Raw genomic sequence first — 25,441 nt, 5'->3', positions numbered from 1 at the left:
CTTGCGGTTAAAGTCGGAAAACTTCGACACCCTGATTGGCCGGACTCACGCGGGCAACATGGATTGAGGAACGGGTATGAAATATTCGGCAGTAGGTTTTTCGGCGGGTCTTCGGTCGGTCGCCAGATTTTCAGGGCGCTCCGTTGGGATTTGCGCTTTGGTCCTGACGTCGTTTTTCACCGCCTCTGTGGCGCAGGCGTCAGAGGGCGCGTTCATCACTGCGATTTCAGCCTCTCCACCACCGTCCGGAGCGCAGCAGCTTTGCCGTCAGTACAGTTGGGCCTGTTCAGGCCAAAGAGCGGCCTCGTTGACGAGCAAGCAGGAAATGCAGATCGTCAAGAGAGTGAACTTGCAAGTCAACGCGTCCACCCGTGCAATTACAGACCAATCGCAATACAGACAGCGTGAGTTTTGGGCCTTGCCGACGACACGCGGCGGTGATTGCGAAGACTTTGCGTTGTTGAAAAAGCGGAACCTGATCAAAGCAGGAATTGATCCGAGCAAGCTTTTGATTGCGACTGTTCTGGATACGCGTCGGAACGCGCATGCTGTGTTGGTCTATCGATCAGCTCAGGGAGATCTGGTTCTGGACAACCTGACAAACAGCATCAAACCGTGGAAAGCGACCCGGTATCTGTTTCTGAGGATGCAAGACCCAAAGCGGCCGCGCCGTTGGGTTGGGGTTTACGGGAATAGTTGACCAAATCTACAGTCTGATGAGGTAAGGGCGCCTGCTTGGGCGCCCTTTTGGATTCTCGCAGTGCACAACAAACCTGCAGTTGGAATTGTGTTCTAAGCAGGATCAGAAACCTCAGAATTTGTTATGTGACGTCGCCACCTTTGCCGTCGTCGCCACCTTTGCCGTCGTCGCCACCTTTGCCGTCGTCGCCACCTTTGCCGTCGTCGCCACCTTTGCCGTCGTCGCCACCTTTGCCGTCGTCGCCGCCTTTGCCGTCGTCGCCACCTTTGCCGTCGTCGCCACCTTTGCCGTCGTCGCCACCCTTGCCGTCGTCGCCACCTTTGCCGTCGTCGCCGCCTTTGTCATCGGGACCGCCATCGTCACCCGGAGGATTTCCAGACGGACCACCCGTAGTACCGGGATTTCCATCAGGTTTGCCATCCCCGGATCTTTGATCAGCGAACCCTGTGGATGCGGTCGGCAAGTCCGAAAGCAGCGCGGCCAGTTGCGGGCATTCCGCGCCGGTACGGGCCAGGAAGTTGCCGAAATCGGCGCGACGCTGAATGTAGCGGATCATACCCGATGTGACGGCGTCACATTCGCAGAGGATCTCGGGCGAGCTTGCTGCCTGACGTGCCGTTGAGACGGTACATGCGGCTTGTGCGGCTGTAACGCCTACCATTTGAACGGCAACAGCTGCGGCGATTACTTTTAGTTTGCTGGAATGGATGCCCATGATGGAACTCCTCGGTACTCGTTAATCTCTGCGTCGAACTTATGCACCAAAACCAAATGGGCTTGTATGAACGACGTCACACTTTGAACAAGATTACACCTTTTTAAGGTCGAACTTGCAAGTTGGCGCCCACTTGGCGAGATTGCCAAAGGACCGAAAAAAACGCAAAAATCATGAAAAACCAACAAGAAAGGCCAGCCGAGGGCTGACCTTTCCTAGAATACCATTTTTCAGGATTGAGGAAATAATGTCACAAAAATGGCATTGTTTCCCAATCGAGAACGGCGTTTTATCCGGCTTTCGCCATCCGTTTCCGCTCATGCGGGTCAAGGAATCGCTTGCGAAGACGGATTGCGTTAGGCGTCACCTCGACCAGTTCGTCGTCATCAATATAGGCGATGGCTTCTTCAAGCGAGAACTGTATGTGGGGTGTCAGGCGCACCGCGTCGTCCGAGCCGCTGGCCCGCACGTTGGTCAGTTTCTTGCCTTTCAGCGGGTTCACTTCCAAATCGTTGTCGCGGGAATGTTCACCAATCACCATGCCCTGATAGACATCAGTCTGAGGGCCAACGAACATGCGGCCACGCTCTTCGAGGTTCCACAGGGCGTAAGCGACGGCCTGGCCATTCTCCATCGAGATCAAAACGCCAGCACGACGGCCCGGGATCTGCCCTTTATGCGCAGCCCAGCCATGGAACACGCGGTTCAGAACACCAGTGCCGCGGGTGTCCGTCAGGAACTCTCCGTGATAGCCGATCAGGCCACGGGACGGCACATGCGCTATGATCCGGGTTTTTCCGGCACCGGCAGGGCGCATCTCGACCAGTTCGCCCTTACGCGCACCGGTGATCTTTTCGATGACCGCACCGGAATATTCGTCATCCACGTCGATCGTGACTTCTTCGACAGGCTCCAGCCGTTGACCGTCTTCCTCGCGGAACAAAACCTGCGGACGAGAGATGCTGAGCTCGAACCCTTCGCGGCGCATGTTCTCGATCAGAACGCCCATCTGCAATTCGCCACGACCGGCCACTTCGAACGCCTCGCCGCCCGGGGTGTCGGTGATACGGATCGCAACGTTGGATTCCGCCTCTTTCATCAGACGGTCACGGATAACGCGAGATTGCACCTTTTTGCCGTCACGACCAGCCAGAGGCGAGTCGTTGATGCCAAAGGTCACGGTAATGGTCGGCGGGTCGATGGGCTGAGCGGGCAGGGCCTCTTCAACCTGCGGCGCCACTAGCGAGTCTGCGACGGTGGCTTTGCTCATACCTGCGATGGTCACGATGTCACCGGCCTCGGCCACATCGATCGGCTGTTGGGCCAGACCGCGGAAGGCCAGAATTTTCGACGCGCGGAAATTCTCGATCAGCGAGCCATCGCGGCTGAGTGCTTTGAGACTGTCGCCCGCTTTCAGAGTACCGCTTTCCACACGACCCGTAAGAATACGGCCGATGAACGGGTCGCTGCCCAAGGTGGTTGCCAGCATGCGGAACGGTTCGTCCTTCTTTTCGGCCTGTTTCGGCGCAGGCACGTGATCGACGACCAGATCAAAAAGCGCTGTCAGGTCCTTGCGCGGCCCATCCAGCTCCATATCCGCCCAGCCTGAACGGCCCGAGGCATACATGGCCGGGAAGTCCAGTTGATCATCATCTGCGCCGAGGTTGGCGAAGAGGTCGAAACACTCATCCAAAGCACGGTCGGGTTCAGCATCGGGTTTGTCGACCTTGTTCAGGACCACGATGGGGCGCAGGCCCAATGCCAGCGCTTTGGAAGTCACGAACTTGGTCTGAGGCATCGGGCCTTCAGCCGCATCAACCAATAGGACAACACCGTCCACCATGCTTAGGATGCGCTCAACCTCGCCGCCAAAATCGGCGTGGCCGGGGGTGTCGACGATATTGATGCGCGTGCCTTTCCATTCGACCGAGGTCGCCTTGGCCAGAATCGTAATGCCGCGCTCGCGTTCAAGATCGTTGCTGTCCATGGCGCGTTCCGCCACGGCCTGATTTTCCCGGAACGCGCCGGATTGTTTGAGCAGCTCATCCACCAGGGTCGTTTTACCGTGGTCCACGTGAGCGATGATTGCGATATTGCGCAGGTCCATGAGAGGTCAACCTTTGAACGGGAAGTTGCCCGGCGCATAGCGCGGCTTGACGCAATATACCAGCCCAAACCGGCGTTCAGTGGCCTGCGGTCTTTGAAAACAGATGAATGATCAGGATTCCGGCCAATATCAGGGTCAGCCCGAGAACCGCCCACAGGTCGAGCTTTTGCCCAAACACCACAAAGCCGATGATTGCGATGAAAAAAATCCCAAGCCCAGACCAGATCGCATAGACGATGCCCACTGGCATGTATTTCAACGTCAATCCCAACAGGTAAAACGCCAGCCCGTAAGCAACTACGACCAGAACCGAAGGCCAGAAGCGCGAGAATTGCTGACTGGCCTGTAAGGCCGTTGTGCCTACGGTTTCGGCAAAGACGGCCATCAGCAGGATAAGGTAGGCTTTGGGCATGATCTCAACCTCTTGCATTCAAATCACGCGCGAATTCTCAACATGAAAAAGGCTGCCCCGGCAAGCACATTCGGTTGCTGGGGTGCGTGACACCACAAGATAAAGGTCGGGTATACCTGACTACGATCTGATCACAATTTATGCAAATAACAGAACAGTATTTGTTGATTTGTTTTCGAGTTTTTCAATGACTGTGTTTATTAAATACGTCGTTTTTGCTTCGACTCTTATTGCGGCGCTAGGGTGGCTTGCAGACGGGGGGTCCGTCAGTTCTGATGCAACCCAATTGTTAGTTGGTTTCTTTGTTTTGTAGTTTTGGCGTTAATCAAGATCCAAGCAGGGAAAAGGGCCGTTTTTGGCCCTTTTTCTTTTGCCTAGCCCCTCGCTGAAACCGTGAAGTAATCTGCCAAATACGGTTGCAACCAATCCCAAAGACCGGGCGCACCGCGTTCGATGGCGGGCCGTACCCGCGCTTCGATCTGAGGGTAGGTCACGGCATAGTCCACCCACGAGCCGCCGCCCGTTTCAAGATTGGCAATTGGGGTCTGAAACCGATCAACAGCCTTGGCGAACCGCGCATCTGCCGAGTTGGCGCTCTCAAACTCATGCCAGAGATCCGAAAACGCCTGCATTTGATCATGGGGCAATAATCCGAAAAGGCGTCGCGCTGCGGCCTCTTCCTTTTCGGCTTGGGCGGCGTGATCGACCTGACTGTGGATTGGGTGATCTCCGGCGTCGATCTCGACAATATCGTGAAGCAGCAGCATTTGCAGGACGCGGACCAACTGGACCTCAGCATCGGAATGTTCGGCCAGAACCCACGCATACAGCAATATGTGCCACGAGTGCTCGGCCGAGTTTTCGAACCGATCAGTCGCCATGAGGCGCGATGCGCGCAGGACGGATTTCAACTGATCCGCCTCAACCAAAAACGCCAACCGTTGGGTAAAACTGTTTTCCTCGGTCGGCGCATCCGCCAACAGCGCAGCCGCGTGTTCATAGGCCTGAGGCAGCGCCTCACTCAGATAAGCCGCGCGCCCGGTCGCGAGGTTCTCGCGCGCAATCTCGATATGATCTGGCCGTTTAGGAGAGGCATACAACACCTGAAACAGGGGCTGACACCGGTCGAGCATCTTGGCGAACTTGGCGTCGGGCGTTTGATCGGCTTCGAATTCCGTCCAGAGGTCCAGAAAAATCCGGGTCTGGTCTGGCGGCAATAGACCAAACAAGTCCAGAGCCGCGGCGTGTTCGGCCTTGGCGACGCTCTGCCAGTCGGTCTCAAGATGGATTGGATGGTCGCCCACAATGATCTCGACTAGATCATGCAGCAACAACATGCGGATGACGCGATCAATTGACACGTCCGGCCCGGCCAGAGGCCCCATGACCAGCGCCCAAAGCGCAAGATGCCAGCTGTGTTCTGCAGAGTTTTCCGGGCGAGACTGATCCAGCAGGGTGTTTGCCCGATCCACCGTCTTCAACTTGTCCGCTTGTTTCAGAAACGCGATTTGCGCGGACAGTCGATCATTCATTGTTTTTCAATCGCTTTCAGCTTGGAGCGGTGATCTGTTAGGCGTTTGATCACGAATTGGCGGGCCTGACGTTCAGACAGGCGCACGCGGATCTCGGTCAGAAAGGCCTCTTCCAGAGATTGGGAGGAGGCTGCAAGCAGGTTGCCGACCTCCATGTAAAACCGGTCATCACCGGTTTCGTCCATGACCTTCAATGTATCCTCGGCCAGTTTGGCAGCGAGGGTATTGATGGTGTCTGTCATTAGCGCGTGTTCTCGGTCAGGCGGCGTTTCACATAGTCGCTGACATCGGTGATGAGCGTATCCATGTGCTGATCCTGGAAGAAATGATCCGCGCCTTCGACCTCATTATGAGTGATCGTGATGCCCTTCTGCTCATGCAACTTGTTGACAAGCGCAGTTGTATCCGCCGGAGGCGCCACGCGGTCGGACGAGCCATTGATGATCAGACCCGAAGACGGGCAGGGGGCGAGGAACGAAAAGTCGTACATATTCGCCGGGGGTGACACGCTGATGAAACCGGTGATTTCCGGGCGGCGCATCAACAACTGCATTCCGATCCAGGCACCGAAAGAGAAGCCAGCAACCCAGCAATGCTTGGAGTTGTTGTTCATCGACTGCAGATAATCTAGTGCCGAGGCGGCATCGCTCAACTCGCCCACACCCTGGTCATACTCGCCCTGGCTGCGGCCTACACCGCGGAAGTTGAAGCGCAACACGGTGAAGCCCATGTTGTAGAACGCGTAGTGCAGATTATAGACCACCTTGTTGTTCATGGTCCCGCCGAACTGAGGATGCGGGTGAAGCACGATGGCGATCGGTGCGTCTTTTTCCTTTTGCGGGTGGTAGCGGCCTTCCAGGCGGCCTTCGGGTCCGGGAAAAATCACCTCGGGCATGTGTGCTTTGGTCCTGTCTTTATCTTGGGCGCCGGGAAATACTTGACTGTATTCGTTGGGCACCTTAGAACGGTTCTAAATGTGATATCCTGCGCAACGCGCTGTCAGTCGGAGATACGCACTGGCGGCGGCGGCGTCAATGATTTCGCGTCCAACTTGCCGAAGGGAAATGACAATGAAGCTGTCGACAAAGGGCCGGTATGCCATGGTGGCGCTGGCGGACATTGCGCTGCAGCCCTCGGACAAGATCGTGACACTGGGTGAAATCTCGGAACGGCAGGATATCTCGCTGCCGTATCTGGAGCAGTTGTTCGTGAAACTGCGCCGGGCCGAGCTTGTGACATCTACGCGTGGACCGGGTGGGGGATATCGTCTTGCACGGCAGCCGTCGGAGATCCGCGTTGTCGAGATTCTGTCCGCCGTAGATGAGACGGTGGATGCAATGGCCAAGGGGGCCGGGGCCTCGGGCGCGTCCTCCGGCAGCCGGGCGCAATCCCTGACGAACCGTCTATGGGAAAGCCTCAGCGCACATGTCTATGTGTTCCTGCATCAGACCCGTCTGTCTGACGTGATCAAGAACGACCTCGCGCCCTGTCCGGCGGTTCCTAACCTGTTTGCTGTTGTGGACGAGTGATCCGTAGCCTCTGAGTACAAGTTTCAGAAATATCTGGGAAAATATGACTCCATGAATCGTGTTTATCTCGATCACAACGCCACCACGCCTTTGCGGCCCGAAGCGCGGGACGCAATGATCGCGGCAATGGATGTCTGCGGGAACCCATCGTCGGTCCATGCCGAGGGGCGCGCGGCGAAGGCTTTTATCGAACGCGCACGGGCGCAGGTGGCATCGGCTTTTGGGGCTGATGGTGCGGATATCGTATTTACCTCAGGTTCGACCGAAGGCGCCGCTTTGGCTTTGGCGGGTCGAAATCTGCACGGTGCATCAATTGAGCATGACGCGGTAAGAGCATGGATTGCCGAGGATATCTTGGTTTCTTCGGACGGGATGGCCACTGTGAACGAGCCAGCGAATGCGACGCTGCAAGTTGCGAACTCGGAAACGGGTATCGTGCAGACGCTACCGAAGGGGCTGGCGGTGACCGATGCGACCCAGGCATTTGGCAAACTGCCGATTGCGTTCAATTGGATGGACGTTCAGATAGCGCTAGTGTCTGCGCATAAACTGGGTGGGCCGAAAGGGATCGGAGCCGTCGTGATGAAACGCGGCACGGATCTGCCTGCTCAGATCAAGGGTGGCGGGCAAGAGATGGGGCGGCGCTCGGGCACCGAAAATGTCATTGGAATCGCGGGGTTCGGGGCCGCTGCTGAAGCAGCTGCCAAGGATCTTGCCAATGGTGTTTGGGAGCAGGTCGAAGAATTTAGAAATATTCTAGAAAACGCCCTTGAGGCTGGTGAAAGATCACCTATTTTTGTCGGGAAAGACCAGACGCGCCTGCCAAACACGTCATGTTTCGCATCGCCCGGTTGGAAGGGTGAAACGCAGGTCATGCAGATGGACCTGTCTGGTTTTGCGGTCAGTGCGGGCTCGGCCTGTTCAAGCGGAAAGGTCCGCGCAAGCGCTGTTCTGACTGCGATGGGATTTGATGAGGGGACGGCAGCCAGCGCAATCCGCGTGTCGCTGGGACCTCGGACTACCAAGGAAGATGTGCTGCGTTTCGCCGAAACGTGGCTTGAGAAAGAGAAAAAGCATCGCGCGCGGGCCGCGTGATCTGACGGAGGGTAAACAATGGCCGCTTTGGACCAGACCCAGGTAAAAGAGGGTGTCGATCAGGAAACCGTGGATGCGGTACGCGAGGTCAGCACTTATAAATACGGCTGGGAAACCGAGATCGAGATGGAGTACGCGCCCAAAGGCGTGAATCCAGATATCGTTCGGCTGATCTCGGAGAAGAACGAAGAGCCGGAATGGATGACCGAATGGCGTCTGTCGGCCTTCGAGCGCTGGACCAAGATGGAAGAGCCGAAATGGGCCATGGTCAACTACCCTGAGATCGACTTTCAGGACCAGTATTACTATGCCCGTCCGAAATCCATGGAAGAGAAGCCCAAATCCTTGGATGAGGTCGACCCCAAGCTTCTGGCCACTTACGAAAAGCTGGGTATCCCTCTGAAAGAACAGATGATTCTGGCAGGTGTCGAAGGCGCCGAGGATATGCCCGCAGAGGGTCGTAAAGTGGCCGTCGACGCCGTGTTTGACTCAGTTTCCGTTGGTACAACCTTCCAGGCCGAGTTGAAGAAGGCCGGCGTGATCTTCTGCTCGATCTCGGAAGCAATCAAAGAGCATCCTGAACTGGTGAAGAAATATCTGGGCACCGTGGTTCCGGTGTCGGACAACTTCTATGCCACGCTGAATTCGGCTGTGTTCTCGGATGGCTCGTTCGTCTACATCCCGCCGGGCGTCCGCTGCCCAATGGAGCTGAGCACCTATTTCCGTATCAACGCGGAAAACACCGGCCAGTTCGAGCGTACTTTGATCATCGCTGACAAAGGCTCCTATGTGTCTTACCTGGAAGGCTGCACCGCACCTCAGCGCGACACCGCGCAGTTGCATGCGGCTGTTGTCGAGATCATCGTCGAAGAAGATGCCGAGGTGAAATACTCGACCGTTCAGAACTGGTTCCCCGGCGACGAGAACGGCAAGGGCGGTATCTATAACTTCGTGACTAAGCGTGCCGATTGCCGTGGGGATCGCTCCAAGGTGATGTGGACTCAGGTCGAAACCGGTTCGGCCGTAACGTGGAAATACCCGTCCTGCATCCTGCGCGGTGAGGAAAGCCAGGGTGAGTTCTACTCGATCGCGATTGCCAACAATTATCAGCAGGCCGACACCGGCACCAAAATGGTTCACCTGGGCAAGAACACCAAATCGCGCATCGTCTCCAAAGGCATCAGCGCAGGTAAGGCGCAGAACACCTATCGTGGTCTGGTCTCGATGCACCCGAAAGCCAAAGACAGCCGCAACTACACCCAGTGTGACAGCTTGCTGATCGGCGACAAATGCGGTGCGCATACGGTTCCGTATATCGAGGTCAAGAACAACTCGAGCCGCGTTGAGCACGAGGCGACGACCTCAAAGGTGGACGACGATCAGCTTTTCTACTGCCGTCAACGTGGCATGGACGAGGAAGAGGCCGTGGCGCTGGTTGTCAACGGGTTCTGCAAGGACGTGCTGCAGGCGCTGCCGATGGAATTTGCGATGGAGGCCCAGCAGTTGGTGGCCATCAGTCTCGAAGGGTCTGTGGGTTAAATCCAAGCCTCTCTGAAATCAGAATTTACGCGGGGGCCGCACGCCCTCTTGCGATACGCAAAAGGACAAAACATGCTGGAAATCAAGAACCTGCACGTGCAGCTTGAAGAAGAAGACAAGCAAATTCTTAAGGGCGTCGACCTTACGGTCGAGGCTGGCAAGGTGCATGCGATCATGGGCCCGAACGGCTCGGGCAAATCGACGCTCAGCTATGTGCTGTCGGGGCGCGATGGCTATGAGGTCACCGAAGGCTCGGCCACTCTGGACGGCGAAGACCTGTTGGAGATGGAACCGGAAGAGCGTGCCGCAGCTGGTGTGTTCCTCGCGTTCCAATACCCGGTTGAGATCCCGGGCGTCGGCAACATGACCTTCCTGCGCACCGCTGTGAACGCGCAACGCAAAGCACGTGGCGAAGAGGAACTGTCGGCCGCTGACTTCCTGAAACTCGTTCGCGAAAAGGCGAAATCGCTGAAGATCGACGCGGACATGCTGAAGCGTCCGGTCAATGTCGGCTTCTCCGGCGGTGAGAAAAAGCGCAATGAAATCCTGCAGATGGCGATGCTGGAACCCAAAATGTGCATTCTGGACGAGACCGACTCGGGCCTCGACGTGGATGCGATGAAGCTGGTCTCCGAAGGTGTGAACGCGCTGCGGGATGAGGGACGTGGTTTCCTGGTCATCACCCACTACCAGCGCCTGCTGGACCACATCAAACCGGATGTCGTTCACATCATGGCCGATGGCCGCATCGTGAAATCGGGTGGTCCTGAGTTGGCGCTGGAAGTTGAAAACAACGGGTATGCCGACATTCTTGCCGAGGTGAACTGATGGCCTTACCGCAAGCAAAACAGACCGCAACCGAAGAGCGTCTGACCTCGCTGACGATGCCTGATCCCGGCTGTACCAAGGCCGCGCGCCAAGGGGCTTTGGCCCGGGTCCGTGAAATGGGTCTTCCAAGCCGTCGCGATGAATACTGGAAATACACGCGTCCGGATACGCTGGTCTCGGCCGATGCGCCCAAGGCCGCCGTTTTCGACTCGGGCGAGCCGATGGTGTTCAACGATGTCGATCGGCTGCAGATCGTGTTCGTCGATGGTGTGTTCGATGCCGAAGCCTCGGATGATCTGAGCCTCGAAGGTGTCAAGATCGACCGGCTGGAGGATATCTGCTGCAAGGATATCCACTGGGCCAAGGATCTTTACGGCAAGCTCGAGGAGCGGGGCCAAACCCCGGTTCAGCGTCCTCTGGCTGCTTTGAACACCGCATTCGCGACCGACGGCGTTGCCATCCATGTAACCGGCAAACCGTCGAAGCCGATCAATCTGGTGTACCGTCACGAGTCGGAAGACTCGGACGCGATCCTGCATCACGTGATCCGTGTTGAAAGCGATGCCGAGGCCACGATTCTCGAGAATGGTCCAGCCGCGTCGCGCTTCAATAAGTGCATGGAGATCGACATCGCCGACAACGGGACCTTGCACCACGTCCGCGCACAGGGCCGGGATCATGAACGCCGGGCCGCGACCCATATGTTCACCCGTCTGGGTCAGGAATCGACCTATAAGTCGTTTACTCTTACAGCCAATGGCGTGCTGACTCGTAACGAGCAGGTGGTAGAACTCACCGGTGACGATGCCGTGGCCCATGTGGCCGGTGCTTGCGTCGGGGACGGTGATTTTCACCACGACGACACCGTTTTTGTTACCCATGACGCGGTGAATTGCGAAAGCCGTCAGGTGTTCAAGAAGGTCCTGCGCAACGGCGCGACGGGCGTGTTCCAAGGCAAGATCCTTGTAAAGGAAGGCGCGCAGAAGACCGATGGCTACCAGATCAGCCAGTCGCTTTTGCTGGACGATGACAGCCAGTTCCTCGCCAAGCCCGAGCTTGAAATCTACGCCGATGACGTTGCTTGTTCGCACGGGTCTACCTCGGGCGCGATTGATGAGACGGCCTTGTTCTACCTGCGCTCGCGCGGGGTTCCGACGAAGGACGCCACCAACATGCTGACGCTGGCGTTCCTTGCCGAAGCGGTGGATGAGATCGAGGACGAGACACTGGCCGAAGAGATCGTGACCCGTCTGGAAGGCTGGCTTTCGCGTCACAGCTGATATGCCGGTCTCATCAGATATCGTCGCCACATACCGGGGGCCGGGGCGCGTTGTGCGCCGGCTTCTGGATATGGGGCCGCGCGAAGACAGGGCGCTGATCTTCGTCATGGCCTTTTGCGTGGTGGCGTTCATCGCGCAAATGCCCAGCTTAGCCCGCCGCGCGCATCTTGAGCAGGTCGAGTTGAACATGCTTCTGGGCGGAGCGCTTTTGGGCTCGGTCTTCATCCTGCCGCTGTTCTTTTACACGCTGGCCTTGGTATCACATTGGGCCGCGCGTCTGGTGGGCGGGCAGGGCAGTGCCTATGGTGCTAGACTGGCATTGTTTTGGGCGCTCTTGTCCTCAGCACCTTTGGTTTTGCTAAACGGACTGGTCGCCGGGTTCATCGGCCCCGGTCCGACACAAACTTTGGTCGGATTGATTTGGGTTGCCGTTTTTGTCTGGTTCTGGTTATCCGGATTGCGACAAGCACAAAGGTCGGCTGAATGACTATACCCCCCCTGGGCCCGCTGGCTAGCCTGACGCTCAGAAAACCTGCCGAAGCGGCGCGACAGATTTTGGCCCTCAACCCGGGGCGCGAGGTTTTGTGGCTGGCGTTCTTTCTAGCCGTTGTCCTCAATTGCATAGCGCAGATGGGCATAGATATGTCGATCGCCGCATCGGGTGGCCCGACTGTATCCCAGTCGATTCCGGTTGTGCTAATCCGATCTGCCGGAACCATGTTGTTCAGCATTCTGGCCTTTCGCTATGTCGGGCGTTTTCTGGGCGGAACGGGGCGTTTTGAAGATCTGATGATCCTGACGATCTGGCTCCAGTTTCTGCAAATTGCAGCACTGGTCGCGACCCTCGCGCTGAGCTTGATCGCGGTCGCTTTTATGGCCCCTCTGATCCTGGCAACGGCCATCTACAGCCTCTACATAACGCTTCATTTTCTGAATGAGGCGCACAAGTTTGGATCTCTGGGCAAGTCCTTTGGTGTCATTTTGTTGACGGCGTTGCTGGCGGTACCTTTTGTCCTATTTCTCAACCCGTTGGGTCCTGTCTAGAAAGATCTCTCATGTATGATGTGCAGAAAATCCGGTCTGATTTCCCGATCCTGTCGCGGCAGGTGAACGGCAAACCCCTGACATATCTGGACAATGGCGCGTCAGCGCAGAAACCTCAGGTCGTGATTGACGCTGTAACGCGCGCCTATGCCGAGGAATACTCCAACGTGCATCGCGGGCTTCACTACCTCTCGAACCTCGCGACCGAGAAATATGAGTCCGTGCGTGGCACGGTTGCGCGCTTTCTTGGTGTTGCGGATGAGGATGAGATTGTTCTGAACTCCGGCACGACCGAAGGGATCAATCTGGTCGCCTATGGCTGGGCCATGCCGCGACTTGAGGCCGGGGATGAGATCGTCCTCAGCGTGATGGAGCATCACGCCAACATCGTGCCCTGGCATTTCCTGCGTGAGCGTCAGGGCGTGGTGCTGAAATGGGTCGATGTCGATGCGGATGGCGGGCTTGATCCGCAAGCCGTGATTGACGCGATCGGCCCCAAAACCAAACTGGTCGCGGTCACGCAATGTTCGAACGTTTTGGGCACCGTGGTCGACGTGAAGGCCATCACCGAAGGCGCGCATGCCAAGGGCGTGCCGGTCTTGGTTGATGGTAGCCAGGGTGCGGTTCACATGCCGGTTAACGTGCAGGATATCGGCTGTGATTTCTATGCCATCACTGGGCACAAGCTCTATGGCCCCTCGGGTTCCGGTGCGATCTATATCAAATCCGAACGCATGGCCGAAATGCGCCCCTTCATCGGCGGCGGTGACATGATCAAAGAGGTCAGCAAGGATCAGGTCATCTACAATGATCCGCCAATGAAGTTTGAGGCCGGCACACCGGGCATCGTGCAAACCATCGGACTGGGCGTTGCGCTGGACTACATCATGGATCTGGGGATGGCGAATATCGCCAGTCACGAAGCGGGTCTGCGCGATTATGCCATGCAGCGTCTGACCGGTCTAAACTGGCTACAGGTTCAGGGCACACGGCCGGACAAGGCCGCGATCTTCAGCTTCACGCTGGATGGGGCGGGGCATGCGCATGATGTTTCGACGATTCTGGACAAGAAAGGCGTTGCGGTTCGCGCCGGTCACCATTGCGCCGGTCCTTTGATGGAACACCTTGGGGTGACGGCCACCTGCCGCGCCAGCTTTGGCCTCTATAACACCACGGATGAGGTCGACACCCTGATCGACGCACTTGAACTGGCGCATGATCTGTTTGCCTAAATCTCGACCGAGCCGGTCCGTTTTCCAGTTGCACCTGGCTCGGAACAAGGTTAGCTAACGGCCAAGGCACCTGTAGCTCAGCTGGATAGAGCGCTGCCCTCCGAAGGCAGAGGCCAGAGGTTCGAATCCTCTCAGGTGCGCCACTTCTCACATACTTGATGATTTGTTCAGCCCAACCGTAGTGGTCCTTGAAACCGCTAGATGTTTGATTTGGAAATATCTTTAGCCTGAACAAGCTAGAGAAACGTTGGGTGATTGGCGCTGCAACGAACAAAGGCCGCCAATTGCAGCAGCCCGTTCCAGCAAAATTCGAGTTTTGCAACAACACTCAGGCAGACCTAATGGCCTGCCAAGTCCATCTCATTAAACGACAGCGCGCTTAGCCGCGCCAACTGCGAACAACGCCGCAATCCATATGGACAAAGTTCGAACGGTAGTATTGTCCAACACCGCCTGCACGACAGGACATGGCCGCTTTGGCCATCTGCGACACCGAGCGGGATGCGAGGCGCAGGTCAGCCGCCTGTCCCTGCATATGGAGCGAGTTCCGCGCTACCCGGCGCGATTTGGACCGCAGCATGGCGTTGGTTTGTGGCGAGCGATACCCCGACAGGAGCATATAGGGCTCATCAGCATCCAAAAGGTTGTGAGACGCCGCCATGATGTCGATTGTGCGCAAATCCATCGCTTTCGACTGATCGGTGCGCCAATCGCGCATGAAGTGGTTCACTTCTTTAACGGCGTCTTTGATGTATTTGCCGTCAACCCAGTAAACCATATCAATCCGCTCACCCGTGCGACCGGAATACATGCGGATGCGGCGAATATCGCCACCACCACGAAGAAAACCTGCTGCGTTGGAATAGGTCGGTGCTGCCGCCACGGCCGTTGCCGCGAATGCGCCCAGAAGGGCACGACGGGTAATACCCGAAGTACTGCTCTTGGTCATTTTTGTTTCGTCCCGTACTGTTCCTGCCTGCGCACGATGTTACGCGCGCTGTATTAATATTTTCCCATCCCAGATGGCGAATGTATGGCACAGTTGGAATCGTCGGCCAAGAAGTCTTTGGAATGCACCTTTGTTAGGGGGAATTTTCGGCAGTTTTTTGCGCAGGTGATGCAAATGAGTCATTTTATTGAGCAACTGAGTGTTTTCGGCATCGGGTAGATGCAAACGCGCATCAGGATGCAAGAGAAGAAAAAAGGTAAGGTATTTGTGAATAGACAAGCCCAATGGCTGAAAACCATATATAAATAAAGCTCCGGCAGACATCGCATAAGTTATTGAAGAACCAAGGCCATCCCATGCTCTCAGTGTTACGGACCAGTACCAGCTTTGTTTTTACCGCCTGTTTTCTGGCGACGGCTTCTATGGCGAACGCGTCATCAGGCGAAGGTTCGAACACGGCATTTCGGATGGCGGTTGCCGAGAATACCTCTCCCTCTGATCAGATTGCTGAATTTTACCGCAGCAATGGCTTTGTCCCTCTGTGGGTCGGCGATACAGCAGAACACGCCAAACGCCGTACGGCGTTGATCAAAGCCCTATCCGAGATGGAGCGCCATGGATTGCCTGCAGCATTTGATGTGCAGGCCTTGGTTGATCAGATGGCTGAGGCGCGATCAGTTCGCGATTTGGGCACGGTCGAGGCTGAGCTGTCCCGTGTCTTCCTGACCTATGCAAATGACATCTATTCCGGCGCCTTGCGGCCAGCCAGTATTGATGATGGCCTGGTGCGCGAGGTTAAACGCCGTGATGCAAACCAGCATCTTGAGGCACTCAACGCCCAAGGTGCAGCGTATTTTGAAACTCTGATCCCAGAGACCGCCCAATATCGCGCCTTGATGAAGCAAAAGATCGCGTTGGAGAACCTGATCCGCCAGGGCGGGTGGGGGCCGACCGTTCCAGTGGCTAAACTGGAATACGGCGATACCGGTCCGAATGTGATCAAACTGCGCAATCGGCTTGTTGCGATGGGTTACCTTAAGCCCACGGCCAGTCCAGAATTTGATGACGACCTGCTTGCGGCCGTTCAGGCGTTCCAAACAGCACACGGACTGGAATCGGACGGTGTGGCCGGACAAGGCACCATCACCGAGCTGAACCGACCGGCTTCGGACCGGTTGAAAGCCGTCTATGTTGCCTTGGAGCGGGAACGTTGGCTGCCGCGCGATCGGGGTGAGCGGCATATTTTGGTCAATCAGGCCGACTTCTCGGCAAAGATCGTGGATGACGGGCTGGTCACGTTCGAGACCCGCGCCGTGATCGGTAAAAACGTACATGATCGCCGCAGCCCCGAATTCTCAGATGAGATGGAGCATATGGTGATCAATCCCAGCTGGTATGTGCCACGCTCGATCATCACCAAGGAATACCTGCCGAAACTGAAATCGAACCCGAACGCGGTGGGACATATCCAGATCACGGATCGCAGTGGTCGTCAGGTCAATCGAGGGGCCGTCGACTTCACCCAGTTTACCGCACGCAACTTCCCGTTCGCAATGCGTCAGCCGCCCAGCAAAAGCAATGCGCTTGGGCTGGTGAAGTTCATGTTCCCCAACAAGTACAACATCTACCTGCATGATACGCCTCAGAAATCTCTGTTTGCACGTGAGGTTCGGGCGTTCTCCCACGGGTGCATCCGCCTGGCGCAACCTTTTGAGTTCGCCTATGCGCTGCTGTCCAAACAGGAAGAGGACCCCAAGGCGTTCTTCCACCGTGTATTGAATACCGGCAAGGAAACGACAGTGAAGTTGGACAAGAAAGTGCCCGTCCACCTGATCTATCGCACCGCCTATATAGGCCCGAAAGGTGAAGTTCAGTATCGCCGCGACGTCTATAACCGCGATGCCAAAATTTGGGACGCGCTGCAAAAGGCAGGGGTGGCCCTGCCGGACGTTCAGGGGTAAGCACTCAGGGTAAATCCTGCCCAAGAGGACGCCCGCTATGCAGTTCACCATCCAACAGATCGCCGAAAGCCTTGGGGCCGAGTGTCAGGGTGAAACAGACCTGACAATTCTGCGGGCCGCTGAACCGGGTGATGCCGGACCAACCGATCTGGCGATGGCAATGTCCCCCAAATATGCCGAAACGCTTTCGGGCGGTGAGGCCCGCGCGGCAATGCTGTGGGAAGGCGCGGATTGGCAATCAATGGGCCTGCGCGCTGCGATCTTTGTTACGCGCCCCCGCATGGCGATGGCTGGTATCACGACAATGCTGGACCGGGGGCAGGGCGTTGAGCCAGGTGTTCACCCCTCGGCTGTGATCGACCCGACGGCTGAAATTGCTGAGGGTGTCTCGATCGGTCCGTTGGCCGTTATCGGCGCGCGGGCGAAGATTGGCGCGGGATCGGTGATCGGTCCGCACTGTACAATCGGAATGGACGTGGTGTTGGGTGAGCAAGCCCTGCTCCGCGAAATGGTCAGCATCGGTTCGCGTGTGCAAATCGGAGACCGCTTCATCGCCCAACCCGGCGCGCGTATCGGTGCCGACGGGTTCAGCTTTGTTACTCCTGAGATTTCAGGTGTTGAAAACGCGCGCAAGACGTTGGGCGATCAGGGCGATGCAAAAGCGCAAAGCTGGCTGCGCATCCATTCTCTGGGCGCAGTGGAAATCGGGGACGATGTCGAGGTCGGCGCTAACTGTACGATCGACAATGGTACGATCCGAAACACGCGAATTGGCGATGGTTCGAAGCTCGATAACCTTGTGCATGTGGGTCACAACACGCGCATCGGGCGCGATTGTCTGCTGTGCGGTCAAAGTGGATTGTCTGGCTCAGTCGATGTGGGAAACAACGTGGTTCTTGGCGGTCAAACCGGCGTGGCTGACAATATCTTCATTGGCGATGGCGTGATCGCGGGGGGCGCAACCAAGATCTTGTCCAACGTGCCCGCGGGTCGGGTGATCATGGGGTATCCAGGCGTCAAGATGGACACCCATACCGAGATCTACAAGGCTCAACGCCGCTTGCCGCGCATGGCTCGCGACGTCGAGGCATTGAAAAAGGCTGTTTTCAAACAGTCTCCGAGCGATTAAATCATCCTCAGATTGATAGCCAGGGGATCAACATGAGCATCAGCGACCGCGTCATCGCAATCATTGCAGAGCAGGCCGTTCTGGAGCCATCGGATGTCACACCCGAAAGCACACTTGCGGATTTGGGCATCGACAGCCTGGGGTTGGTCGAAAGCATCTTTGCCATTGAGGAAGAGTTCGACATATCGGTTCCCTTCAACGCCAATGAGCCCGAGGCGAATGATTTCGACATCTCGAACGTAGCCGCGATCATTGCGGGCATCGAACAGCTTGTGTCGGAAAAGGTCTGACCCGAAACAATGAAACGGGTTGTCATTACCGGGGCGGGCACCATCAACTCGCTGGGTCATTCGGTCCCCGACACGCTCGAGGCCATGCGCGAAGGGCGTTGTGGTATATCTGATCTGGAATTCCGCGATGTTGACCGTCTGGCAATCAAGATCGGAGGTCAGGTGCGGGGGTTCGAGGCGGAGGGTCGCTTTAACCGCCAGCAGATGTCTCTCTATGATCGGTTCACGCAGTTCACTCTGACAGCCGCGAAGGAAGCGATCGACCAGTCGGGCATTCAGTTCCACGGCGAGCTCGCGGCACGATCCGGTGTGGTTCTGGGTACGGCGGGTGGAGGCGTATCGACCTGGGATGACAATTACCGCTCGGTCTATGAGGACGGCAAGAACCGGGTGCATCCCTTTGTGGTGCCCAAGCTGATGAACAACGCGGCGGCCAGCCATGTCTCAATGGAGCATAACCTGAAAGGCCCCAGTTTTACGGTTTCGACGGCCTGCGCGTCGTCGAACCATGCCATGGCACAGGCGTTTCAGATGGTGCGCAGCGGGGCCGCGCCTGCCATGATCACCGGTGGATCTGAATCCATGCTGTGTTTCGGCGGTGTGAAGGCCTGGGAAGGTCTGCGTGTGATGTCCAAGGATGCCTGCCGACCCTTCAGCGCCAACCGCAACGGGATGGTGCAGGGCGAGGGTGCCGGTGCCTTTGTGTTCGAGGAATTCGAACATGCCCGCGCGCGCGGCGCAGATATCCTGTGCGAGGTTGTGGGATTCGCCATGTCCTCGGATGCCTCGGATATCGTGATGCCCAGCAAGCAGGGTGCCGCGCGAGCGATGGCGGGCGCGTTGGCAGATGCCAAACTGAACGCCAGCGATGTGTGTTATATCAATGCACATGGCACAGGTACTGCGGCAAATGACAAAACGGAGTGTGCCGCCGTAGCGGATGTGTTTGGACCGCATGCGGATGATCTGATGATCTCGTCGACCAAATCCATGCACGGTCACCTGATCGGAGGCACCGGAGCCGTGGAGCTTTTGGCCTGTATCATGGCACTGCGGGACGGAGTGATCGCGCCCACCATCGGTTATGAAGAACCCGACCCGGAATGCGCGCTGGACGTGGTGCCAAACGTCGCGCGGGAGGCCAAGGTCGACGTGGCGCTCAGCAATGCGTTTGCGTTTGGCGGGTTGAATGCGGTCTTGGCGCTCAAAAGCGTCTGAGATGCAAAGAAAACCGCCGCCACAAAGCTGCGGCGGCGATCTCTATTCGCAGATGACTTAGTTGACGTTAACGGCCAGCCCATCAAAGCCCGAAGTGAAGCCCGACAGGGACATATCCATTGTTATAACCTGATCGGGGAAGCGCGCGGGAACCAGCGAGAAGGTCGCTTTGCTGCCCGCTTTCATCGCGTCAATGTCACCCTGGCTGAGGCCCAACTGCGCGACACAGCCAACAGGCAGACAATGGTGGTAGTTGTAGAGCTTGCGCGGTGCGCCGTCGATCGACAGGGCCAGTTGCGCTTGTAGCAGGGTCTCCAACGGTACGATCACATTGGCCCATGCAACAGCCGCTCCGCCTTCGGGCAACTTGCCGATGGACACTTCTGCAATCGGATCACCCTGAGGGCCGTTCAGAACCTGAACGATCGCACAGGGATCTTCGCCTTCCGGCGCCTTGATGCATGAGACATCCCAATCGCCGGATTCTTCTTTGACAAATTGCTCACCTACACGAGGACCGGATTGGCCCAAATCGAGGCCCGCGCCCGCATCGGCCCCAGTGCCTTCAGTGGTCGTGCCTTCGGAAGTCGTTTCCTGCGCGCTAACCGCTCCACATATCAGAACGGCTGCCAGAGTATTAAACGAGAGGAGTTTCTTGAACATGAATGCCTCGGTTTGCTGTTTGTTTTGCCTCATCTAGCATCCTTCGCCGCGGCTGTCAGTCGTTAACCGAATGGCTGAAATCAATGTGAGCGTTTTCTTGGGCCAAACCCCGCTCAAGGACCAATACAGGCAAAAGAAAAGAGGGCTGGTGGAGCAGCCCTCTTCCCAAAATTTTTCTCCCCGTCGGACTGGCCGACTTAGTTATGCGCAGACGTTACGAAAGGGGGGAGCAAGGGTCAACCGCTAACAGAAAAATTTAATGCACTAATCAGCACAGGTTTATTCGCCCACTTCAGTGAAAAAAGCCGTGCCCGAAGGCACGGCCAGTCGACAGGGAGGAAGTGTCCCCTTCGCAACCCGAGGCCACAAAGGGAACGAATAGACTATGGCAGCCAAAGGTTAAGTTTGTATGCTGGTTGCGGATCAGTGAAAAAAGGCTGCAATTACATGGGTAAAGAGATTTTTCTGGGCGGTGCGGGCGGGGGATACGCAACTCCGCAAGGTCTGACGCTGAAATATGCAAACCGCCACGGGCTGATCGCAGGGGCCACGGGGACCGGCAAGACTGTCACTCTGCAAATCCTGGCAGAAGGATTTTCGCAAGCGGGCGTGCCTGTTTTCCTGTCGGACGTCAAAGGCGACTTGTCTGGCCTGGCCTTGGCAGGCAGCGAAACCCATAAGTTGCATCAAGCGTTTACCGAGCGCGCCGAACGGATTGGCTTTTCTGATTTCTCCTACGCCGCATGTCCGGTCACGTTCTGGGACCTGTTCGGTGAACAGGGGCACCCGGTCCGTACCACCGTGACCGAAATGGGACCTCTGCTGTTGTCGCGCCTTATGGAACTGAGCGAAGCGCAGGAGGGGATTCTCAACATCGCGTTCCGGGTCGCCGATGAAGAGGGTATGCCGTTGCTGGATCTCAAGGACCTTCAGGCGCTTCTGGTGTGGATTGGTGAGAACAGGGCGCAGCTGTCTCTGCGCTATGGCAATGTCTCAACGGCCTCTATCGGAGCCATTCAACGCCGTCTTTTGGTGTTGGAAAACCAAGGCGGCACTAAATTGTTTGGAGAACCCGCTCTGGATCTGGCCGATCTGATGCGAACGGATGAAAACGGGCAGGGGATGGTGAACATACTGGCCTCGGACAAGCTGATGGGGGCGCCTCGGCTTTATGCCACGTTCCTGTTGTGGCTGCTGAGTGAGCTGTTCGAGGAACTGCCCGAGGTCGGAGATCCGGAAAAGCCCAAGCTGGTGTTCTTTTTCGACGAAGCGCACCTTCTGTTTGATGATGCGCCCAAGGTACTGGTCGACAAGGTCGAGCAGGTCGCGCGCCTCATCCGCTCCAAGGGTGTTGGGGTGTATTTCATCACGCAGAACCCCGCTGACATTCCCGAGGATATTCTGGGGCAGTTGGGCAACCGGGTACAGCATGCGCTGCGCGCCTTCACCGCGCGGGACCGCAAGAACCTTCGTATGGCGGCGGAAACCTACCGCGAGAATCCTGCCTTCGATACCGAGGCCGCGATCCGAGAGGTTGGGGTTGGTGAGGCCGTAACCTCAATGCTGCAGAAAAAAGGCGTGCCGGGAATTGTCGAGCGGACTTTGATTCGCCCACCGGGATCGCAGCTTGGCCCAATTTCGGGATCTGAGCGTCAGGGTATTCTGCAAGCCTCACCGATGGCGGCGAAATATGACACGCTGGTCGATCGCAAATCGGCCTTTGAAATCCTGCAAGCCCGTGCGGAGGCTGCCGCCAAAGAGGCCGAGGCCGCGGAGGCAGAAGAGATCATCGAACAACAAACCCCGATAGAGCGCGAATATAGCTCGGCGCGCCGGTATTCAGGTAGCCGGGTTGGGCGTTCAACGTCTCGGGTAGTGCGTAAGAAAGACACTTTTGCAACGGCGATGAGTGAGGCCGTCATCAAAGAGCTGAAGGGAACAACCGGCCGTCGCATCGTGCGGGGTATTCTGGGCGGGTTGTTCCGAAATCGCTGATCGGAGGCGCCCAGCACAGGGCGCCAACCGGCTTACTTCAGGCGGCGCTGCCCTTCCTGACGGCAATATGCATCGGCCTGTTTTACCGACATCTTGGTGGCCGGGAAGTCAATCGCACGGTCCCATGTCACACGATCATGACGGTAAAGCTGACAGGTCACGACGCCCTGCGGAGTGTTGACCTGAACAGGTGTGGTCTCAAGGTCTTCGGGAGACGGAATACAGGCCGTCAGCGCGGCCAGAACCGGCAGCATCACAACGGCTTTGGTGATCAGTGTTTTCTGGGTCAAGTCGGGTACTCTCATAGTGCATATGATCGCAAAGATCGGTCGGGTTTATTCTGAGCATAGGCCGGACCCTTTGGTTCCGGACAATGAGCGGTAGTCCCGTGTACTCAGAAACCTCTTTAAAAATCAAGAAGCCGCGCCGGTTGAGGGGCGCGGCTTCCGTATTGTGATCGTGTTGCGTCTATTTCTCGGGGATCAGCCCTCGGGGGCTGAATCTGAGAACAATCAGCAAAACCAGACCCATCGTAAACAACCGCATATGCGCAGCACTTTCTATCAGATGCGCCTTCAGCGCACTTCCATCTGGCATGCCCGAGGTAATCAGGTTCATCAGCCACAGGCCCATCGGCTCGACCTGCACCCACAGGAACCAGATCAGGAACGCACCCAGCACGGCGCCGAAATTGTTGCCCGACCCACCGACGATCACCATCACCCAGACAAGGAAGGTGAACCGCAGGGGGTTGTAAGTGCCCGGCGTCAGCTGGCCGTCCAGCGTGGTCATCATTGCGCCCGCGATACCGCAAATGGCAGAGCCAAGCACAAAGATCTGCAGGTGGCGGCGGGTGACATCTTTACCCATCGCCTCAGCCGCGACCTCATTGTCACGAATGGCGCGCATCATCCGGCCCCACGGGCTTTTCAGCGCCATCTGCGCCATCCACAGCAGCACCAGCAGAACGATCAGGAATAGTAGCGAATAGCCCAGCTTGACTGAAAGGGTCGAGGCGATCACCGGATCAAGCCCCAGCCAATCGGCCCGTGCAAGGAATGAAGGGTCTTGCTGCAGTTCCACCTCATAGCCGACCACGGGTGAGGGGCGCGGGATGCCGTAGACGTTCTTGACGCCGCGGGCCAGCCAGTCCTCGTTCTTCATGACGGCAATAATAATCTCGGCAATACCAAGGGTCGCAATCGCCAGATAGTCCGAGCGCAAACCCAGAGCAGTCTTGCCGATCAGCCATGCGGCCCCTGCGGCCAGTAACCCTCCGGCAGGCCAGGCAAGCAAGACCGGCAGGTTCAGACCGCCGATATTGCCGGCAACGGCCGGATCAATTGCCTCGATCGCGGCGACGTTCGGATCAAAGATCGCACGATACACAAAGAATCCGACGACGAGGATACCGACGATAGACAGCGTCCGCGCGCGCCCTTTGGGCATCTTCTGCGCGACCATGACGGTCGCGACAACGGTCGCGGCCCCCAGAAGCAGCGCCAGAATGACGCCGTAACCGCCCTCGGACCATGCGCCGGGAGTTGGCGGTGTGGACACAAGGACAACGGCCAGCCCGCCCAAAGCCACAAAGCCCATGACGCCGACGTTAAATAGGCCGGCAAAACCCCATTGCAGGTTCACACCGATCGACATGATGGCCGAAATCAACCCCATGTTCAGGATCAGGATCGCGGCGTTCCAGCTTTGCGTGAACCCGGTCAAAAGGATCAGCGCGCCAACTGTGACGAAAAGCAGGGTGTTCTTGGTAACCTCGCTCATACCGATTTTCCTTTGAACAGGCCCGTGGGCTTAAACAGAAGTACGATCAGCAGGATGGCAAAGCTGACGGCAAATTTGTAATCGGTAGAGAGGAACTGAACCAATCCCGACGGCTCCAGATTTTCCGGAGCGAGATAGGTCAGCACCTTCTTCCAGGCGTATGTGATGGTCACCTCGGAAAACGCGATGATGAAGCCACCCGCGATGGCGCCCAGAGGGTTGCCCAAACCTCCAACAATGGCCGAGGCAAAGATCGGCAGCAGAAGCTGGAAATAGACGAAGGGCTTGAAGCTCTTGTCGAGGCCATAAAGCACGCCCGCCGTAGTCGCCAGTGCAGCCACGATGATCCAGGTGATCATCACCACACGCTCGGGGTTGATGCCGGACAGCAGCGCCAGATCCTCGTTATCCGAATAGGCACGCATCGACTTGCCGGTGCGGGTTTTGTTCAAAAACCAGAACAGGGCGGCCACGGCGATCACCGCCACTACGACCGTGATGGCCTGTGAGGTCTTGATCGCAAGCCCTTCGTTCAGCCCGGTCCACGCCTTGAAGTCCCGCGCCTTGATCAGGAAACGCGCGCCGTCCGAGAACCGCTGATCATCTGGCCCGATAATGAAGCGGACGATACCGTTCATAATGAACATCACGCCCATGGACACGATCACCAGAATAACCGGTTTTGCCTTTTGTTCGCGGTAGAAGCGATAGACCAGCCGGTCGGTGATCAGCACCAGAACGATACAGCCCAGAATGGCAAAGGGCAGGGCAAGCAGAGCCGTTGGCAACGGCCCGAAACTGACCCCTGCGGCTTGTAAGCCCCACGTGACCAGAACTGCGATCATCGCGCCAAAGGCCATGGTGTCTCCATGAGCAAAGTTCGAGAACCGCAGTATGCCGTAGATCAGCGTCACCCCCAAAGCACCCAGCGCCAACTGGCTGCCATAGGCGATTGCGGGAACAAGAACGAAGTTGGATAGCGCCACAAGGGCGTTGAGGAAGTCCATTAAAACACCTGCTCGCAATCGCCTTCAAATACGCGACGCGCATTGAAGGTCTCAGAGTATTCGACGTATTGCTGTGGAACGACAACGAGTGTAGCCGTCAGCGTTGTTGGTGGTGTTCGTACGAAGTACACGATCGAGTTGCTATTCTCTCTCTTTTGAGACGCAATCATCAATGAGTTGTGAGATGTAACAACATACTCTGTCCCAGTCGAAAGGCGAAACTTGGAAGTCGTTTCACCGGCCGCGGAGGTGCCATCAATTGTAAATTCCCCGAAATTACTTCGAACTTGATTGGGCGGATTGCCGACGAACTCGATATCGAGTGTTGACCCAACACACTCTTCTTCGCGTTCACAGACTTCACTTAGAAAGCATCCTTCGGCATCAGCAGCGCCAGTTAGCGAGGTCATAATCAGTGGTACAGATATCTTCAC

At 57.0% G+C, this 25,441-nt stretch carries 26 protein-coding genes and 1 tRNA gene; 15 read left to right on the top strand and 12 right to left on the bottom strand.

Annotated features, from left to right (window positions below):
- The first annotated feature begins 76 nt into the window (after positions 1 to 76).
- Positions 77 to 700, top strand: coding sequence for a transglutaminase-like cysteine peptidase (locus tag ACR0NO_RS01630; RefSeq protein ID WP_170638729.1), 624 nt, complete (start codon positions 77 to 79; stop codon positions 698 to 700).
- A gap of 121 nt (positions 701 to 821) precedes the next feature.
- Here ACR0NO_RS01630 and ACR0NO_RS01625 read toward each other — a convergent pair whose 3' ends face one another.
- From ACR0NO_RS01625 to ACR0NO_RS01600, 6 genes are all read right to left on the bottom strand, one after another.
- Positions 822 to 1,415 (bottom strand): hypothetical protein, encoded by a 594-nt coding sequence (locus tag ACR0NO_RS01625; protein WP_480722750.1) that lies wholly within the window; start codon positions 1,413 to 1,415, stop codon positions 822 to 824.
- 289 nt (positions 1,416 to 1,704) lie between these two features.
- A complete protein-coding gene (typA, locus tag ACR0NO_RS01620) occupies positions 1,705 to 3,522 on the bottom strand; it encodes a translational GTPase TypA (RefSeq protein ID WP_170373681.1) in 1,818 nt (605 codons plus the stop codon).
- Between the two features lie 76 nt (positions 3,523 to 3,598).
- Positions 3,599 to 3,934 (bottom strand): SMR family transporter, encoded by a 336-nt coding sequence (locus tag ACR0NO_RS01615; RefSeq protein ID WP_170458169.1) that lies wholly within the window; start codon positions 3,932 to 3,934, stop codon positions 3,599 to 3,601.
- A gap of 374 nt (positions 3,935 to 4,308) precedes the next feature.
- Positions 4,309 to 5,466, bottom strand: coding sequence for an HD domain-containing protein (locus tag ACR0NO_RS01610; RefSeq protein WP_480722749.1), 1,158 nt, complete (start codon positions 5,464 to 5,466; stop codon positions 4,309 to 4,311).
- Positions 5,463 to 5,708, bottom strand: coding sequence for a hypothetical protein (locus tag ACR0NO_RS01605; RefSeq protein ID WP_170373684.1), 246 nt, complete (start codon positions 5,706 to 5,708; stop codon positions 5,463 to 5,465). The genes ACR0NO_RS01610 and ACR0NO_RS01605 overlap by 4 nt, the downstream gene beginning before the upstream one ends.
- A complete protein-coding gene (locus ACR0NO_RS01600) occupies positions 5,708 to 6,361 on the bottom strand; it encodes an alpha/beta hydrolase (RefSeq protein WP_170373685.1) in 654 nt (217 codons plus the stop codon). Before ACR0NO_RS01600 ends, ACR0NO_RS01605 begins: the two co-directional genes overlap by 1 nt.
- A gap of 175 nt (positions 6,362 to 6,536) precedes the next feature.
- Here ACR0NO_RS01600 and iscR point away from each other — a divergent pair, with 175 nt between their 5' ends.
- From iscR to ACR0NO_RS01555, 9 genes are all read left to right on the top strand, one after another.
- Positions 6,537 to 6,995 (top strand): Fe-S cluster assembly transcriptional regulator IscR, encoded by a 459-nt coding sequence (gene iscR / locus ACR0NO_RS01595; protein WP_170373686.1) that lies wholly within the window; start codon positions 6,537 to 6,539, stop codon positions 6,993 to 6,995.
- A 51-nt stretch (positions 6,996 to 7,046) separates the two neighbouring features.
- Positions 7,047 to 8,090: a cysteine desulfurase family protein gene (locus tag ACR0NO_RS01590; RefSeq protein ID WP_480722748.1), complete on the top strand. Its 1,044-nt coding sequence runs from the start codon at positions 7,047 to 7,049 to the stop codon at positions 8,088 to 8,090.
- 18 nt (positions 8,091 to 8,108) lie between these two features.
- Entirely contained in the window at positions 8,109 to 9,629 is a 1,521-nt protein-coding gene (gene sufB, locus ACR0NO_RS01585; RefSeq protein ID WP_170373688.1) for a Fe-S cluster assembly protein SufB, read from the top strand.
- Between the two features lie 72 nt (positions 9,630 to 9,701).
- A complete protein-coding gene (gene sufC, locus ACR0NO_RS01580; RefSeq protein WP_480722747.1) occupies positions 9,702 to 10,457 on the top strand; it encodes a Fe-S cluster assembly ATPase SufC in 756 nt (251 codons plus the stop codon).
- Complete coding sequence (gene sufD / locus ACR0NO_RS01575) at positions 10,457 to 11,737, top strand: Fe-S cluster assembly protein SufD (RefSeq protein WP_480722746.1); 1,281 nt, start codon at positions 10,457 to 10,459, stop codon at positions 11,735 to 11,737. The genes sufC and sufD overlap by 1 nt, the downstream gene beginning before the upstream one ends.
- A gap of 1 nt (position 11,738) precedes the next feature.
- Complete coding sequence (locus ACR0NO_RS01570) at positions 11,739 to 12,224, top strand: YIP1 family protein (protein WP_170373691.1); 486 nt, start codon at positions 11,739 to 11,741, stop codon at positions 12,222 to 12,224.
- Positions 12,221 to 12,781, top strand: a complete 561-nt coding sequence (locus ACR0NO_RS01565) for a YIP1 family protein (RefSeq protein WP_480722745.1) — start codon at positions 12,221 to 12,223, stop codon at positions 12,779 to 12,781. Before ACR0NO_RS01570 ends, ACR0NO_RS01565 begins: the two co-directional genes overlap by 4 nt.
- 11 nt (positions 12,782 to 12,792) lie before the next feature.
- On the top strand, positions 12,793 to 14,013 hold the full coding sequence (locus tag ACR0NO_RS01560) for a cysteine desulfurase (RefSeq protein WP_480722744.1): 1,221 nt from the start codon (positions 12,793 to 12,795) through the stop codon (positions 14,011 to 14,013).
- 66 nt (positions 14,014 to 14,079) lie between these two features.
- Positions 14,080 to 14,156, top strand: a tRNA-Arg gene (locus ACR0NO_RS01555).
- Positions 14,157 to 14,392: 236 nt separating this feature from the next.
- Here the strand turns inward: ACR0NO_RS01555 and mepK are convergent.
- Positions 14,393 to 14,962: a peptidoglycan L,D-endopeptidase MepK gene (mepK, locus tag ACR0NO_RS01550; RefSeq protein WP_170373694.1), complete on the bottom strand. Its 570-nt coding sequence runs from the start codon at positions 14,960 to 14,962 to the stop codon at positions 14,393 to 14,395.
- 356 nt (positions 14,963 to 15,318) lie between these two features.
- On the opposite strand from mepK, the gene ACR0NO_RS01545 reads away from it, so the two are divergent.
- From ACR0NO_RS01545 to ACR0NO_RS01530, 4 genes are read left to right on the top strand one after another with little or no spacing between them, the layout of a single operon-like run.
- A complete protein-coding gene (locus tag ACR0NO_RS01545; RefSeq protein WP_480722743.1) occupies positions 15,319 to 16,923 on the top strand; it encodes a L,D-transpeptidase family protein in 1,605 nt (534 codons plus the stop codon).
- A 37-nt stretch (positions 16,924 to 16,960) separates the two neighbouring features.
- Entirely contained in the window at positions 16,961 to 18,052 is a 1,092-nt protein-coding gene (gene lpxD, locus ACR0NO_RS01540) for a UDP-3-O-(3-hydroxymyristoyl)glucosamine N-acyltransferase (protein ID WP_480722742.1), read from the top strand.
- Positions 18,053 to 18,084: 32 nt separating this feature from the next.
- Positions 18,085 to 18,342: an acyl carrier protein gene (locus ACR0NO_RS01535; protein WP_170641583.1), complete on the top strand. Its 258-nt coding sequence runs from the start codon at positions 18,085 to 18,087 to the stop codon at positions 18,340 to 18,342.
- A 9-nt stretch (positions 18,343 to 18,351) separates the two neighbouring features.
- Positions 18,352 to 19,560: a beta-ketoacyl-[acyl-carrier-protein] synthase family protein gene (locus tag ACR0NO_RS01530; protein ID WP_480722741.1), complete on the top strand. Its 1,209-nt coding sequence runs from the start codon at positions 18,352 to 18,354 to the stop codon at positions 19,558 to 19,560.
- A gap of 57 nt (positions 19,561 to 19,617) precedes the next feature.
- Here ACR0NO_RS01530 and ACR0NO_RS01525 read toward each other — a convergent pair whose 3' ends face one another.
- Positions 19,618 to 20,223, bottom strand: a complete 606-nt coding sequence (locus ACR0NO_RS01525; RefSeq protein ID WP_480722740.1) for an invasion associated locus B family protein — start codon at positions 20,221 to 20,223, stop codon at positions 19,618 to 19,620.
- 447 nt (positions 20,224 to 20,670) lie between these two features.
- Between ACR0NO_RS01525 and ACR0NO_RS01520 the strand changes: the two genes are divergently transcribed.
- Positions 20,671 to 22,218, top strand: a complete 1,548-nt coding sequence (locus ACR0NO_RS01520; protein WP_480722739.1) for a helicase HerA-like domain-containing protein — start codon at positions 20,671 to 20,673, stop codon at positions 22,216 to 22,218.
- A gap of 32 nt (positions 22,219 to 22,250) precedes the next feature.
- Here the strand turns inward: ACR0NO_RS01520 and ACR0NO_RS01515 are convergent, their stop codons facing one another.
- The 4 genes from ACR0NO_RS01515 to ACR0NO_RS01500 form a co-directional block, all read right to left on the bottom strand.
- Complete coding sequence (locus ACR0NO_RS01515) at positions 22,251 to 22,508, bottom strand: hypothetical protein (protein ID WP_480722738.1); 258 nt, start codon at positions 22,506 to 22,508, stop codon at positions 22,251 to 22,253.
- 178 nt (positions 22,509 to 22,686) lie between these two features.
- Entirely contained in the window at positions 22,687 to 24,000 is a 1,314-nt protein-coding gene (locus ACR0NO_RS01510; RefSeq protein WP_170764275.1) for a branched-chain amino acid ABC transporter permease, read from the bottom strand.
- Positions 23,997 to 25,007, bottom strand: coding sequence for a branched-chain amino acid ABC transporter permease (locus tag ACR0NO_RS01505; RefSeq protein WP_170458185.1), 1,011 nt, complete (start codon positions 25,005 to 25,007; stop codon positions 23,997 to 23,999). The genes ACR0NO_RS01510 and ACR0NO_RS01505 overlap by 4 nt, the downstream gene beginning before the upstream one ends.
- Positions 25,007 to 25,441 carry a hypothetical protein gene (locus ACR0NO_RS01500; RefSeq protein ID WP_480722737.1) on the bottom strand — a complete coding sequence of 145 codons (435 nt, stop codon included), beginning with the start codon at positions 25,439 to 25,441 and terminating at the stop codon, positions 25,007 to 25,009. The genes ACR0NO_RS01505 and ACR0NO_RS01500 overlap by 1 nt, the downstream gene beginning before the upstream one ends.

It is taken from the genome of Ruegeria sp. CL3 (genome assembly GCF_056536505.1).
The sequence above is the reverse complement of the archived record's forward strand: the minus strand, read 5'-3'. Positions and strand labels throughout refer to the sequence as shown.

Excerpts from the sequence above, each read along its gene's own strand:
- ACR0NO_RS01630 (WP_170638729.1), top strand. The coding sequence starts at position 77 with ATGAAATATTCGGCAGTAGGTTTTTCGGCGGGTCTTCGGTCGGTCGCC.
- ACR0NO_RS01625 (WP_480722750.1), bottom strand. The coding sequence starts at position 1,415 with ATGGGCATCCATTCCAGCAAACTAAAAGTAATCGCCGCAGCTGTTGCC.
- typA (WP_170373681.1), bottom strand. The coding sequence starts at position 3,522 with ATGGACCTGCGCAATATCGCAATCATCGCTCACGTGGACCACGGTAAA.
- ACR0NO_RS01615 (WP_170458169.1), bottom strand. The coding sequence starts at position 3,934 with ATGCCCAAAGCCTACCTTATCCTGCTGATGGCCGTCTTTGCCGAAACC.
- ACR0NO_RS01610 (WP_480722749.1), bottom strand. The coding sequence starts at position 5,466 with ATGAATGATCGACTGTCCGCGCAAATCGCGTTTCTGAAACAAGCGGAC.
- ACR0NO_RS01605 (WP_170373684.1), bottom strand. The coding sequence starts at position 5,708 with ATGACAGACACCATCAATACCCTCGCTGCCAAACTGGCCGAGGATACA.
- ACR0NO_RS01600 (WP_170373685.1), bottom strand. The coding sequence starts at position 6,361 with ATGCCCGAGGTGATTTTTCCCGGACCCGAAGGCCGCCTGGAAGGCCGC.
- iscR (WP_170373686.1), top strand. The coding sequence starts at position 6,537 with ATGAAGCTGTCGACAAAGGGCCGGTATGCCATGGTGGCGCTGGCGGAC.
- ACR0NO_RS01590 (WP_480722748.1), top strand. The coding sequence starts at position 7,047 with ATGAATCGTGTTTATCTCGATCACAACGCCACCACGCCTTTGCGGCCC.
- sufB (WP_170373688.1), top strand. The coding sequence starts at position 8,109 with ATGGCCGCTTTGGACCAGACCCAGGTAAAAGAGGGTGTCGATCAGGAA.
- sufC (WP_480722747.1), top strand. The coding sequence starts at position 9,702 with ATGCTGGAAATCAAGAACCTGCACGTGCAGCTTGAAGAAGAAGACAAG.
- sufD (WP_480722746.1), top strand. The coding sequence starts at position 10,457 with ATGGCCTTACCGCAAGCAAAACAGACCGCAACCGAAGAGCGTCTGACC.
- ACR0NO_RS01570 (WP_170373691.1), top strand. The coding sequence starts at position 11,739 with ATGCCGGTCTCATCAGATATCGTCGCCACATACCGGGGGCCGGGGCGC.
- ACR0NO_RS01565 (WP_480722745.1), top strand. The coding sequence starts at position 12,221 with ATGACTATACCCCCCCTGGGCCCGCTGGCTAGCCTGACGCTCAGAAAA.
- ACR0NO_RS01560 (WP_480722744.1), top strand. The coding sequence starts at position 12,793 with ATGTATGATGTGCAGAAAATCCGGTCTGATTTCCCGATCCTGTCGCGG.
- mepK (WP_170373694.1), bottom strand. The coding sequence starts at position 14,962 with ATGACCAAGAGCAGTACTTCGGGTATTACCCGTCGTGCCCTTCTGGGC.
- ACR0NO_RS01545 (WP_480722743.1), top strand. The coding sequence starts at position 15,319 with ATGCTCTCAGTGTTACGGACCAGTACCAGCTTTGTTTTTACCGCCTGT.
- lpxD (WP_480722742.1), top strand. The coding sequence starts at position 16,961 with ATGCAGTTCACCATCCAACAGATCGCCGAAAGCCTTGGGGCCGAGTGT.
- ACR0NO_RS01535 (WP_170641583.1), top strand. The coding sequence starts at position 18,085 with ATGAGCATCAGCGACCGCGTCATCGCAATCATTGCAGAGCAGGCCGTT.
- ACR0NO_RS01530 (WP_480722741.1), top strand. The coding sequence starts at position 18,352 with ATGAAACGGGTTGTCATTACCGGGGCGGGCACCATCAACTCGCTGGGT.
- ACR0NO_RS01525 (WP_480722740.1), bottom strand. The coding sequence starts at position 20,223 with ATGTTCAAGAAACTCCTCTCGTTTAATACTCTGGCAGCCGTTCTGATA.
- ACR0NO_RS01520 (WP_480722739.1), top strand. The coding sequence starts at position 20,671 with ATGGGTAAAGAGATTTTTCTGGGCGGTGCGGGCGGGGGATACGCAACT.
- ACR0NO_RS01510 (WP_170764275.1), bottom strand. The coding sequence starts at position 24,000 with ATGAGCGAGGTTACCAAGAACACCCTGCTTTTCGTCACAGTTGGCGCG.
- ACR0NO_RS01505 (WP_170458185.1), bottom strand. The coding sequence starts at position 25,007 with ATGGACTTCCTCAACGCCCTTGTGGCGCTATCCAACTTCGTTCTTGTT.